Here is a 13,795-nt window from a genome sequence, read left to right on the forward strand (position 1 = left end):
TAACTTCAGGTTTTCCAGGCTATTGGAGTAAAGCAAAGAATGTCAGCAAGCACCATCAACAGACAGGGGCAAGCCCCCAATGCACCATTGCGCGGCACAAATCCAAGTGAATTTGCACACTTCTGCGACCTTTATCACCAGCGGTTGGACGCACTAACCCTCGCAAAACAGCTGATTCATATGATTAAAGCGGTGCAGCGCCATCGCGGTATGACTATGGGTGCGCTGGGCGGCAACCAATTGTTCCGCGATGAACTCTCCCATCTACAAGTTCAGCTGGAGCGCCGACTGGAGCTACTCCAAGCGTTCTCTGCGCGCAGTTCCGCACTGCTCAGCCAGCGCGATCAGGAAAACCTGAGCAATGCCTGGCTGACGATTAGCCGCAACTGGCAAGAAGATGCGGTGATAGATAATTACGAACTGCACTGTCATCTGATCGAGCAATTGCTCAGTATGGTGGCGGCTTTAGGTAAACAGTTGGAGCAGCCGACATCGCAATCCATGCCGGCGATGCTTGAGCCTAAAGTGATCCATGCGGATGAAACGCTTTACCCCAATCGCTTCAAGTATCTTGAAGTGCTGCACTTCTCCACGCGCCTGATGCCTTCTGTCGCAGAGCAAATCGGTCGCATCCGCGCGCTGGCCACTTACGCTTCGGCGCTGGGTTATTGCGATAAAGATTTTGCCGGTAAATTGCGTTATGTCATCCAGTGCACGCGGGTAAATAACGAGAAGTTACGCCATCAAGCCAAACGCCTTGAGGGTTTACTCGATAGCGATTTGAGTTTGTTAAGCCAACTTAAAAGCTACGAAATCAAACTGGAGTTTTTGCTTTCCATGGTGGAAAGCGATGTGGTGAATGCGCATCAGATCAATACTGACAGTAGCCGTTTATTCAGTCTCGCTACCGATATTATTGATGTGTACCTGAAAGTCGTCGACGAAGGTGTGCAACTGTTAACCCAATGGCACGAGCAGGATATTGAGGTCTGGGTGCAATCTTATTGAGTGAATATGAGGCGCAGGACTTGCCTCATCCTGAGTAATCCCTACAATTGCTGAAAGCCACTTCAGGGATCAGCTTCCATGCGTCGTATCTGGCCACTCAGCTTTACTGTTCTTGCCTCCACGGTTATCGCCACCACAGCACGCGCCGAATTATTTACCGCGACCGATGAATTCATTTCCAAACCCGAGTTAACGGCAGAGGCCATGAATACCTGCCTACAGGCTTCTGTTGTCGGCGCTGCGGAAAACATGACCATCCGCCAGCTGAAAGAAGCTTGCCAAATGCTGCATGATCAGCAAAAAAGCGAAGCACAACAGGCTGAAATAAAAGAGACAACACCGGCAGTAGCGCAAGTGCGTGAAACACCGCTGCTAAAAAAACGCATGACGCTGGAAGCACTCAATCGCTCCAATCGTTTTATGCTGACGCCGCACAAACGCAATTACTTTTTCCCGGTGAGTTATACACGCAATCCCAATACCGTGCCCTATCGCAACACCAATACGGAATCGCTCAGCACATTGAGCAAAACGGAAGCCGAGTTTCAGCTAAGTATTAAAATCCTGATTCACGAAGATTTGTTTGGTAACAACGGCCATCTCTATCTCGGCTACACCAACCATTCGCTCTGGCAGGTGTACAACGATACTGATTCAGCGCCCTTTCGCGAAACCGATCATCAACCGGAATTTATCCTGAGTTTTACCAACGATTGGGAAATTTTAGGTTTCAATAACCGCATCAATGAATTCTCGTTAACGCATCAATCCAACGGCTTGGGCGGCGAGCTTTCGCGCAGTTGGAATCGCATCATGTTCAATTCGGTTTTTGAGCGAGGAAATTTTGCGTTTGCGTTTAACCCCTGGTATCGCATCCCCGAGCCGGAACAAGATTTTCCTGGCGACCCACACGGCGATGACAATCCGGATATCACCCACTATATGGGTCACTTTGAATTGAATGCAGCCTATCAACACAAACAAAATATTTTTAACGCAATGCTGCGCAACAATCTTGATGCCGATAATAAAGGAGCATTGGAATTAGGCTGGAGTTTTCCGATCAGCTCGAATTTGCGCGGGCAATTTAAGTATTTCAAAGGCTATGGACACAGCTTGATTGACTACAATACCGACATGGAAATTTTTGCGTTAGGTATTGTGTTTACTGATTTGTTTTAAGCGGGGAAAGCGAAGCCGCTAGTAGGCTTCGCCCAATAACTCGACCAGAGTCCGAATAGATTCTGCAGCTTGCGGCGACACATCAATAATTGAAAAACCAATCCAATGTTTGCCAGATAAATCAGCCTCTCTCGTCCATAAACAATCCACACCTAACTGAATAACCATTTGCCCATTCACTGGTTCGGGCACATGCAAATCCAGGGTGTAAAGACGATCCTCTTCCATCGCAACATCGCCCACAATCATTAACCCCTGAGTGTGGATATTCACCAAACGACCAACGTATTGATCGCGCATGTTGTCATAAACATCCACGTCGCCGTTGATCGTGTGGCGCTCCAACTCCCGGTCATGTTCGCGTGAGCAATTGTGCGTCATGATGCATTACTCGCTTTGGCATTATCTGCGCGCGCATTGAGCGTGTGATAAATATTTTCCAGCGCACGTTCGAAGAAAGGTTTGGTACTGCCCGCAATAATACGTGCACGACCCGAAAGCATATCGCGTGCGAGTTGTAACCCTGATGTGAGTGAAACCTTGCGCCCTTGCTGATCAACCAACATGTAGTGCTGGGTTTTCTTGTTGTACCAGGCCACCTTCAAACGTCTGCCACCTTCAAACTCAAACCAGGTTCCAAACTCGACCATTTTCAGGCTATCAACAATTTTCGCCTCTTCCGGCAATACCGGTTGCTGTTCCGCAACTACATGACCCGCTTTTTCTGCCGCAAGGGATTCAAGTTTGCTGCGCATAGGCGCTGGTGCAGGTTCCGCCTGGCGACTCAAGAGCGCCATGCGCTGCAGAGATATCACCGCATCCAATAATTTGCGCCCCTTCGCCTGTTCGTAACCAATAGTTTCAAAACCGCGTTCCAATGCAGCCAGCAATCCATCTTGCAGCTCCATTTGTTTTACTTTGTCTGCCTGCTTGGTTTTTGGCTCCAAGGACCACAGTAAATCATCAATCACTTGCAGCGCACGGGTCCAACTATCGGACTTATCACCGTAGCGCAGCAACACAAACGACAAATAATCTGACCAGGGTTGCAACAACAGCAACAATATTGCCGATGGCATATCGCGATTATCAGTGCGGCTACGAACTTCATTATTCACCTGAATTTTCGCTTCACGCAGTTTTTCTTCGCCTTGGGCTTTTTCCAGAGCGCGACGCTCCATCAATTCCTGACGACGGGCAACGTTGTGCGTGTATGCATTAAATTCAATTAATAATTCAGCATAAATGCGCACATCGTTTTTGAATTCTTGCAACAAGCGGAACACGGTGGTTTTGATCTTGGTAAAAATATCGTATTGATCGCTGCCATCATTACTAACCCAGCGCACACCGGATTCAGCCAAACTATTAAGCAGAACTCTTGCAGGGTGTTCCGGCTGCTCGAAAAAACCTTTGTCGAGAAAAGCGATTTTCAAAAATGGCGTATGTAAATAACTGAGTAATGCTTTCACCGAATCCGGAAGATGATCATCTGACAGCATGTAGTCAAACAACATACCCACCAGATCAATGGTCTGCATATCGCCCGCTTCTACTGCACCATTTTCATTTTCGCTGGCAATCTGCTCCATCATTTTCCGACTAACGTCGGCAACTGTCTGCACCTGGATGGTCGCAACACCAGATTCAAGACCGGCAAGAACTTGTTGGCTCATGCTATACGCATGATTTTGCATATTCTCAAGCACACCAACCAACTGGTTCTGGCTGTAGATTTGCAAATCCGCAGGCTGTGCAGACACACGTGCAGGTGTTGCATTCAAGACCGGATCTGAAGAGATAGGACTGTTAGCGGCATGCGCTGCAGTAAGTGCTGCAGAGGTCGATGTAAAATTCGCAGCCTGAATAGCAGGCAACTGCTGCGTAACGTGGGTTTGCAACAAGCGAATCGCATTCAGCAAGCTATTTTGATATTGAATATCGTTGGGATTAAGTGCACCACTTAATAATTTGTCGCTCGCACGACGCTGGTGTAACTGCTCATCCTCTTCTTGCTGTTGTTCGACAACTGCTTGCTCACGCTCAAAGGGATCATCCTGCACGGGTTCGTCCACTTTGCTCGCTGCGGACTTGTCACTAGCAGGAACAAAACGTAAGTTCGGCAACAAGTTTTGGCGAATCAAATAATCATTCAGCTCAAGGTATAAACTGTCGAGCATCCCAATGACATCTTGATCAAATAATTTGTAACCGATAATTTTGGTCTTAACATCAACATCGAGATTGGCAAGCAACTTTCGGAGCGCTTCGCAAAACTGCACCGGGCTTACCGGGTTGGCGCGCTCATCGATTTTTTCACCATCATTCAATAGCGCCAGACGCTGCTGGAAGGCCCACAATTGTTCAGCGAAAAAATTATCCGCACGATGAGTAATTGACGTAATTGCGATAGTTTCTTCAAGATCAGAATTCTCAACTAATGACAGTATGTCGCCACTAAAGCGCTCTTCACCAGTCAAGGTATTGAGAGATTTATTTTTGAATTTCACAAAACCATTTGCCAGATGCTGGCAGAACTCCTGCTCAGCAGCTTGTTGCACTGCCGATAAAAGATTTTGTGTTTCGTAGAGGGCAACTTGTTCTTTGTTGGTTTTCGCCTGCTCGGCAATTTCTAAAACTTGTTTGGACCACTGCCGCCAGAAATTAGGAAAAACACGATAGGCAAAGCCCCGAGTTAAATCGCGGCACTGTTTGAGATATTGAATAACCAGTTGCTCTGACATGGCTACCGCGGAGTACGGTGATGACTTATTTGGATCAGAGCCTGGCAAGCCTGAGTTGTGCATAGTTATTCCGTGTTTTTCCATGACTTTCATAATTCCCTAGCACCTCATCACTGGGTTGGACAGCATCACCACATGTGAAAAAGGGGCCTCTAAACCTACAGACTAGAAGAATGCATCTTTTATATAGGTTGTCCTGAGCGACAATCTTACCAGCTTGTGAAAATTCTTCCAGACAATAAGACCACTGGTTCACAGTTAGATTAAAAATAGCACGATCCATGCAAATTAGCCGCAAGTCGCGTCATTAGGCTACGGAAAGTTATGTAAATCGGGCCAGTTAGCTAATTAGAGCACGTCGCAAACACCTTTCCTCTAAGACCACCATCGTGCGCACCAAAATAAACCGCCATGCACGCCATCGCGCCACAAAAAAGAGCATGACATCTGATGCCCATATCACCTAAAAACAGAAAATAATCATATAAATCAAATGGTTGAATAATTGGCACCTATATTGCGATATGGAAAATCGTAATAACTGATTCGCACTCTGGGTGGTTTTAGCTATTCAACAAATCTGTAAATACAATTTGTTAATAGGAGGCTAGGGTTCCGGTCACTTGAGCAATCAAGTTGATGTCTGGTCCGAGAGCTTCCGACCTCCCAAGGTTGGCACGAGGCAATACGCCCAGTTGCTGCCTTGAGGTTACACGGCGGGATAAAAGCCCGGGAGATGGAATGGCCTAACCGCCAGAGTGCTCCCATATGCTGCGCCGATGTCACCAAAACCGCTGGAGGTTGTTCATGTTGCGTCATTCCCGCCTTACCAAAGTATTACTGGCTCTTACACTCTCCCTGTCTGCCGCTGCTGCCAGTGCTGCTGAACCCTTTAAAGTTTGCTGGTCTATTTATGTTGGCTGGATGCCTTGGGGCTACGGCGCCGAGCAAAAAATTGTCGATAAATGGGCGAAGAAATACGGCATCGAAATCGAAGTAGTACAAATCAATGACTACGTAGAATCCATCAACCAATACACCGCCGGCCAATTCGATGGCTGCGTGATGACCAATATGGATGCGCTCACTATTCCTGCTGCGGGCGGTGTGGATTCAACCGCGCTGATTGTCGGCGACTTCTCCAACGGCAACGACGGCATAGTGCTTAAAGGTGCAAAAAGCCTGAAAGATATTAAAGGGCAAAACGTTAACCTGGTTGAACTCAGCGTTTCCCATTACCTGCTTGCACGCGGATTGGAAACCGTCGGCTTGAAAGAGTCCGATGTAAAAGTGGTAAACACCTCAGATGCCGATATGGTTGCCGTTTACGGTACCAAAGATGTCACCGCTGTCACCACCTGGAATCCTTTGCTGAGCGAAGTTCTCTCTCAACCCAACAGCAACAAAGTATTCGACTCATCACAAATCCCCGGTGAAATTATGGATTTGATGATCGTGAATACTGCGACCCTGAAAAAGAATCCCGCATTGGGCAAAGCACTCGTCGGCGCCTGGTATGAAATTATGGGCGTGATGAGCGGATCAGACAAAGCTGCCGCTACCGCAAAAACTGCAATGGCCGCTGCATCAGGCACCGATCTCGCCGGTTTTGAATCACAACTCGCCAGCACCAAAATGTTTTACACCCCCGCTGCTGCACTCGCACTGGTTAATAGTGATGAGCTGTTAAAAACCATGCAAAAAGTTGCCGAGTTTTCGTTTGATCACGGCCTGCTGGGTGATGGCGCTCCGGATGCTGAATTTATCGGTGTAGAAGGCCCCAAAGGTGTTTACGGTGATAAGAAAAACGTGAAGCTGCGTTTTGATACCACTTATATGCAATTGGCCGCCGACAAAAAACTGTAATCCCGTTATCTGACGATAAACAACATCCGGAAATTGTTCCCAAGCTTTGCTTGGGAACACATAACGAAAAAAGCGCTGAGTGCCCATGAAAAAATTGATCAATCTTACGCCGTCAAAATCCATCAATCTTTTATTGGGAATTCTGCCGTTTGCGTTGATATTTGTTATTTATTTAATCGCTTCTGATGCGCGCCTTGCTGAAAACGCCAGCGACAAACTCTTGCCCAGCTTCGCACAAATGGGCGATGCAATTCAGGGGCTCGCATTTGAGCCTAGTAAGCGCAGCGGCGAATATTTATTTTGGCAAGATACGCTCAGCAGTTTGTATCGTTTGTCATTGGGCATTTTCATCGCAGCAATCCTTGGCTTCACCATCGGTTTGTTAACTGGTGCCATTCCCACTATTTATTCGCCGATCGCACCGCTGCTTACCGTTATTTCACTAGTGCCACCAATGGCATTGCTACCTGTTCTATTTATCGTATTCGGTTTGGGTGAGCTTTCAAAAGTAGCCTTGATTGTTATCGGTGTCGCACCATTTATTGCGCGCGATATCCAACGCTGCACACAAGAAATTCCGCTCGAACAATTAGTAAAAGCACAAACACTGGGTGCATCTACTTGGCAAATTTTAGTGCGGGTTTTAATTCCGCAATTGCTGCCAAGACTAATTAATGCTGTGCGCTTATCGCTCGGCGCGGGCTGGCTCTTTTTGATCGCCGCCGAAGCGATTGCCTCTACCGATGGTTTGGGCTACCGCATATTCCTCGTGCGCCGCTATATGTCGATGGATGTCATTCTTCCTTATGTAGCATGGATTACCTTGCTTGCCTTTTTGGTGGATTGGTTATTGGTCAAACTCAGCACCAAATGCTTTCCTTGGCACTATCAACTACCAAGTAAATAGGCAATTACCAAGCAAATAAGATCCTGGGATAGCAGAGATGACCATTCTTCCTTTTGATAAAACTATTCTTAATGAGAAAAGAGCGAAAGCTATGCCGATGATTCAGGCAAAAAATCTGTGGAAAAAATACGGCGATAACGTCGTATTGGAGCGCATGAATGTCAGTGTGACAGCCGGTGAATTTATCACCATGGTAGGAACATCCGGTTGCGGTAAAAGTACCTTTTTAAAAATGCTGCTGGGAATGGAATCGCCAACCTCGGGCGAGTTATTGCTGGATGGAAAGCCAATCCGTAACGAACCCGATCAATCACGCGGAATTGTATTCCAGCAGTATTCCGTATTCCCACATTTGAGCGTTTTGGAAAATGTAATTATCGCGCGCGAGTTTGAACATTCACCCTTGTTCGGAAAATTATTCGGCAGCAAAAAGCGTTTGGTAATTGAGGAAGCAAAAGCATTACTCGAATCCGTTGGCTTGACAGCCGCAATGAATCGTTACCCGCATGAATTATCCGGCGGCATGAAACAGCGTTTGGCGATCGCGCAAGCACTGATTCGCCAACCGCGCATTTTATTACTCGACGAACCTTTCGGTGCGCTTGATCCAGGTATCCGTGCCGATATGCACCAATTAATCCTGAATCTATGGCGTACACATAACCTCACCGTTTTTATGGTGACGCACGATTTAAGTGAAGGATTTTATTTGGGTACCCGCCTTTGGGTATTCGATAAATTGCGCCGCGACCAACAAGCACCCGGCGCCTACGGAGCCAACATAACTTACGATCTCCCGGTAACCCGTCGCAAAAGTGAAGTGCCTTACGAATTACAAACTATTGCGCAAGAATCACAGGAACGTTAACCCATGAGCAAGATGTTTTATACCACCACTTTACCGGGCAATGGTCACTGGTCGCTTGAGCTGCGCCGCGGCAGCCTGATGAAAATTACTGACATCGAAGGTGGTGCCAATGTCGGCATGCTGTTTTATAACCCACGCAATTTGCTAGAGCGTTATAACGCGCCCGACACACTCAAATGCCAACACACATTTAAATTGCAACGCGGCAATTGTTTGTATTCCGACATGGGAAGAATTTTTGCATCAATTGTTGAAGACTATTCAGCCAATGGACAAGGCAATTGGCACGATACTGTGTGCGGCAATAGCAATGCGGAAACCATTGAAAAAAAATGGGGCAAGCGCGACTACCAAACCCATCGCAACCAATGGCTGCAAAATGGTTACGATGCGTTCCTTGTTGAGTTATCCAAATACGGTCTTGGTCGTGCCGACATGTCAGCCAACATTAATTGGTTTAGCAAAGTGATTGCTGATGATCACGGCAATATCAAACTCGACACCAAAAACCAATCTGCCGACAACAGCATTACGCTGCGTTTTGAAATGGATACGCTGGTCATCATGCATGCATGTCCGCATCCGTTAAATGCATCTGAACGCTACCCTTTTACGTCCGTGAAAATAGAGCTGGGTGAAGCAGACCCCGTCACAGATGACGACTACTGCAGAAATTTCCGCGAAGAAAATCAACGCGGATTCCAAAACAATGCACTCTACTACTTATCAAGTAAATAGTTCAGCAGCGAAATAGCTTACAGAGGTTTTAAGATGTCACACCTGCCAAGCCACTTGCATCCAGAAACAGCATTTTCAACCCATTATGTTCCTGCCGGGGATTATTTTCTTGGCGAGATAAAACAGGGCCAGACTTTTCGTATTGTCGACTTAAAAGGAAATCAAGCCGCGGACGTTTTATTTTACAACGCCAAAGATCCCAGCGAGCGTTACAGCGCAATGGACACCATCCGCAACCAAGGTAATTTATACCTGACTGCGGGTACAAAATTAATGTCCAACGCCAATCGCGAATTATTGGAAATTGTTGCCGATACTTGCGGCCGTCACGACACACTCGGCGGCGCCTGTGCCACTGAAAGCAACGCGGTACGTTATAGCTTGGAAAAACGCTGCATGCACGCTTGCCGCGACAGCTGGATGCTGGCGATTGCCGAGCACCCGGAGTTTGGTATTAGCAAACGCGATATCACCCACAACATAAATTTCTTTATGAACGTGCCTGTGACAGCCGATGGTGGACTCACATTTGAAGATGGCATTTCGGCACCGGGAAAATATGTCGAACTGAAAGCAAAAATGGATATCGTCATGCTGATTTCCAACTGCCCACAACTCAACAATCCGTGCAATGGTTATAACCCAACGCCAATTGAAGTAGTGGTGTGGAATTAATTTTACAAGATCGCGGCTTGGTGTGGATCCCGCCAAGCCGCACAACTATATAAATCAAAATATCTTCAGTGGACGACCACTGTCGTAATAAATCCCAGCAGGACGGCCTGCCGGAGCCGAGCATGTTTACCAAAGTCCTGATCGCTAACCGCGGCGCTATTGCCACTCGCATTATTCGCACCTTAAAAAAACTCAATATCAAATCCGTCGCTGTCTATGCAGAATCAGATGCAGATTCCCTGCATGTACGCATTGCCGACGAAGCCTATTCATTAGGTGAAGGTGCAGCGGCGACCACTTATCTTGATCGCAAAAAAATTATCGCTATTGCGCAACAAACCGGCGCGCAGGCTATTCATCCTGGCTACGGTTTTTTAAGTGAGAATTCCAGTTTTGTAGCCGAGTGTGAAATGGTGGGACTGGTTTTTATCGGCCCGACTGCGGAGCAAATGATAACCTTTGGTTTAAAACATAAAGCGCGTGAATTAGCGCAAGCAGCTGATGTCCCACTTTGCCCCGGCACAGATTTATTAAAAAGCCTTGAGGATGCCAAAACCGCTGCGAGTTCCATCGGTTATCCGGTTATGCTGAAAAGCACTGCCGGTGGTGGCGGAATTGGAATGCAGCTGTGCAACAGTGAAGCCGATCTGGTTTCCGCGTTCGATTCAGTAAAACGCCTCGGCAAAAACAATTTTGCTGACGATGGCGTCTTTCTGGAAAAATTTATTGCGGCCGCCCGTCATATTGAAGTACAGGTATTTGGTGATGGCAAAGGCACAGCAGTAGCGATTGGTGAGCGTGATTGCTCCAGCCAAAGACGCAATCAAAAAGTCGTTGAAGAATGCCCTGCGCCAAACCTGCCAGAATCCCAGCGCCAAGCCATGCAACGCACCGCAGAACAATTACTCTCTTCCGTCAGCTATCGCAACGCAGGAACCGTAGAGTTTATTTATGATTCTATTGATGAGAAATTTTATTTCCTGGAAGTAAATACCCGCTTACAAGTGGAACACGGCGTTACTGAAGAGGTTTATGGTGTAGATTTAGTCGAGTGGATGCTGCGCCAAGCAGCGGGCGATCTCGGCGATATCAAATTATTGCGCGATCAGCTTTCCCCCAAAGGCCACGCCATTCAAGTGCGGGTTTATGCAGAAGATCCGGCATTAAACTTTCAACCCTGTGCCGGTTTGCTCAGCAAAGTAGACTTCCCACCACTGCATGAAAATTTGCGTATCGATCACTGGATTGAAAGCGGTATTGAAGTACCTGCATTTTTTGATCCGATGCTGGCAAAAATTATTGTGCGCGGCGCTGATCGCACGCAAGCAATGGCCGAGCTATCCTCCACGCTCGCCAACACCTATCTCTATGGGATAGAAACCAATATCGGTTATTTACGCGCGCTGCTGCAAGATCAAACCTTATTGCAAGGCCGCATGACTACTCGTTATTTAAATAGTTTTGTTTACCAACCTGCACGCATTGATGTTATTCAAGGCGGAACCCAAACCACAATTCAGGATTATCCAGGACGCTCAGGTTACTGGCATGTTGGTGTACCCACCTCTGGTCCTTTTGATAGCTATTCTTTTCGCTTGGGCAACCGCTTGCTTAACAATAACGATGACGCCGCGGGATTGGAAATCACCCTGCAAGGCCCAACCTTAAAATTTGGCCAGGCTGCAAAAATTATCTTAACCGGTGCAACGATTGATGCGAAGCTTGATGGCAAAGCAATTTCATCTTATGAAATTATTTCCATCGCCGCAGGACAACAATTGCAACTCGGGCGTATTGTCGACCAGGGCGCGCGCGCCTACTTATCTGTAGCCGGCGGCATACAATGCCCGGATTATTTAAATTCCAAATCCACATTTACGCTCGGACAATTTGGTGGTCACAACGGTCGCGCATTGCGTGCAGGTGATGTGCTCGCATTAAATCCGGAAGCTTGCAATGCCGATATCACTGCGAAAGAAATAGCCGCCGAATTAAAACCACAGATTAGTAACCAATGGGAATTCAGAGTTATTTATGGCCCCCATGGTGCACCGGACTTTTTTACCACAAACGATATCAGCACCTTTTTCAATACTGACTGGGAAGTGCATTACAACTCAAGCCGCACCGGTGTACGTTTGATCGGCCCCAAACCGGAATGGGCACGCAGCTCTGGCGGTGAAGCGGGAATGCACCCTTCAAATATTCACGATAACGCTTACGCATTCGGCACTGTCGATTTTACCGGTGATATGCCGGTTATTCTCGGCCCGGATGGTCCGTCACTGGGCGGATTCGTTTGCCCTGCAACGGTTATCAGCGCAGATTTATGGAAGCTCGGGCAAGTTCGCGCAGGCGATAAAATTCGCTTTTTGCCCGTTACCATCAACGATGCAGTTGCAATCGAGCGCGCACAAAACCAATCACTGCACTCACTGGAAAAAACGCATCATAGTTACAGCGCGGGCGAATTAACATCACCCATTGTGAAAACACTTTCGTCGACCGAGTTTGGTGAGGACATTGTTTATCGCGCAGCAGGTGATCACTTTTTGCTGGTCGAATACGGCGCACTCGAACTCGATATTAAATTGCGCTTTCGTGCCCATGCGCTAATGCAATGGTTGCAACAAAATACCCTGCCCGGCCTGCATGAGTTAACACCGGGAATTCGCTCATTACAAGTTCACTACAATAGCCAGCAATTATCACTCACTGATTTATTGGCGCATCTTGAACGCGGCGAACGCGAATTGATTGTGCAGTTAGCGGAGCTGAGCGTGCCATCGCGCATAGTGCATATTCCGCTCAGCTGGGATGATGAAGCTTGCCAATTGGCGATTCAAAAATACGTGCAGTCGGTGCGCGCGAATGCACCTTGGTGCCCAAGCAATTTGGAATTTATTCGCCGTATTAATGGATTGGATTCAATTGCCGATGTTAAAGATATTCTTTTCAGCGCATCCTATTTGGTGATGGGCTTGGGCGACGTGTACTTGGGCGCGCCCGTTGCAACACCGATAGACCCACGCCATCGCTTGGTAACGACAAAATACAATCCAGCGCGCACTTGGACGGCAGAAAACTCCGTCGGTATCGGCGGCTCTTATCTGTGCGTTTATGGCATGGAAGGGCCTGGCGGTTATCAGTTTGTTGGGCGCACACTGCAAATGTGGAATCGTTATCGCCAAACCAAAGAATTTAAACAGCCATGGCTACTGAATTTCTTTGACCAAATCCGTTTTTACGAAGTCAGTGCAGCGGAGCTACAAAAAATTCGCCGCGATTTTCCACAGGGTCGCTACCCGATTAAAATTGAAGAAAGCCATTTCAGCTTAAGTGAATATCAGGAATTTATTGCTGAAAACCAGGATTCAATCGCCACTTTTACCGCACAACGTGAACAAGCATTTGAAGAAGAGCTGGCGCGCTGGCATGCGAATGGCCAGTTCAATTACGTGCAAGAAGAAATAGCAGAGGACAGCGAAGAAGCGGAGTTACCTGACGATGCGATTCGCGTAGATAGTTCGGTATCCGGCAGCGTTTGGCAAACCCAAGTCAAAGTCGGCCAAACCGTTAAAGCCGGCGATGTGCTACTGATATTGGAATCGATGAAAATGGAGATCAATATCACTGCGAGCTGTGCAGGCAAAGTAACCCATCTGCTAAAAGCCGATGGCGCACGGGTTCAAGCAGGGCAAACGTTGGTGGTAATGGAAGAGTGCTAATTATTTTAGATGCGCATTGATGCAAATATCAACGCGCTACACATTTAAATAAAAACCCGGCACTTGGCCGGGTTTTTAT

The 13,795-nt window shown here is 47.4% G+C and carries 10 protein-coding genes and 1 riboswitch; of the genes, 8 read left to right on the forward strand and 2 right to left on the reverse strand.

Annotated features, from left to right (window positions below; genetic code table 11):
* Positions 1 to 39 precede the first annotated feature (39 nt).
* Positions 40 to 1,008, forward strand: coding sequence for a hypothetical protein (locus tag AAGC78_RS08055; protein WP_435783550.1), 969 nt, complete (start codon positions 40 to 42; stop codon positions 1,006 to 1,008).
* 78 nt (positions 1,009 to 1,086) lie between these two features.
* Positions 1,087 to 2,190, forward strand: coding sequence for a phospholipase A (locus AAGC78_RS08060; RefSeq protein ID WP_435783551.1), 1,104 nt, complete (start codon positions 1,087 to 1,089; stop codon positions 2,188 to 2,190).
* Between the two features lie 18 nt (positions 2,191 to 2,208).
* On the opposite strand, the gene AAGC78_RS08065 is transcribed toward AAGC78_RS08060, so the two are convergent.
* Both AAGC78_RS08065 and AAGC78_RS08070 read right to left on the reverse strand, forming a co-directional pair.
* Complete coding sequence (locus AAGC78_RS08065) at positions 2,209 to 2,571, reverse strand: PilZ domain-containing protein (RefSeq protein ID WP_435783552.1); 363 nt, start codon at positions 2,569 to 2,571, stop codon at positions 2,209 to 2,211.
* A complete protein-coding gene (locus tag AAGC78_RS08070) occupies positions 2,568 to 5,018 on the reverse strand; it encodes a DUF1631 family protein (RefSeq protein WP_435783589.1) in 2,451 nt (816 codons plus the stop codon). Before AAGC78_RS08070 ends, AAGC78_RS08065 begins: the two co-directional genes overlap by 4 nt.
* Before the next feature lie 512 nt (positions 5,019 to 5,530).
* Positions 5,531 to 5,672: riboswitch (guanidine-I (ykkC/yxkD leader) on the forward strand.
* 69 nt (positions 5,673 to 5,741) lie between these two features.
* On the opposite strand from AAGC78_RS08070, the gene AAGC78_RS08075 reads away from it, so the two are divergent.
* The 6 genes from AAGC78_RS08075 to uca all read left to right on the forward strand — a co-directional run bounded on the left by AAGC78_RS08075 (position 5,742) and on the right by uca (position 13,716).
* On the forward strand, positions 5,742 to 6,800 hold the full coding sequence (locus AAGC78_RS08075; RefSeq protein ID WP_435783553.1) for a putative urea ABC transporter substrate-binding protein: 1,059 nt from the start codon (positions 5,742 to 5,744) through the stop codon (positions 6,798 to 6,800).
* Positions 6,801 to 6,885: 85 nt separating this feature from the next.
* Entirely contained in the window at positions 6,886 to 7,707 is an 822-nt protein-coding gene (locus AAGC78_RS08080) for an ABC transporter permease (protein WP_435783554.1), read from the forward strand.
* A gap of 91 nt (positions 7,708 to 7,798) precedes the next feature.
* On the forward strand, positions 7,799 to 8,575 hold the full coding sequence (locus tag AAGC78_RS08085) for an ABC transporter ATP-binding protein (RefSeq protein WP_435783590.1): 777 nt from the start codon (positions 7,799 to 7,801) through the stop codon (positions 8,573 to 8,575).
* Between the two features lie 3 nt (positions 8,576 to 8,578).
* Positions 8,579 to 9,313 carry an urea amidolyase associated protein UAAP1 gene (locus AAGC78_RS08090; RefSeq protein ID WP_435783555.1) on the forward strand — a complete coding sequence of 245 codons (735 nt, stop codon included), beginning with the start codon at positions 8,579 to 8,581 and terminating at the stop codon, positions 9,311 to 9,313.
* 33 nt (positions 9,314 to 9,346) lie between these two features.
* A complete protein-coding gene (locus AAGC78_RS08095; RefSeq protein ID WP_435783556.1) occupies positions 9,347 to 9,988 on the forward strand; it encodes an urea amidolyase associated protein UAAP2 in 642 nt (213 codons plus the stop codon).
* A gap of 122 nt (positions 9,989 to 10,110) precedes the next feature.
* Entirely contained in the window at positions 10,111 to 13,716 is a 3,606-nt protein-coding gene (gene uca / locus AAGC78_RS08100) for an urea carboxylase (RefSeq protein WP_435783557.1), read from the forward strand.
* Positions 13,717 to 13,795 lie beyond the last annotated feature (79 nt).

This window comes from Cellvibrio sp. (assembly GCF_039207905.1).
Taxonomy (GTDB): domain Bacteria; phylum Pseudomonadota; class Gammaproteobacteria; order Pseudomonadales; family Cellvibrionaceae; genus Cellvibrio.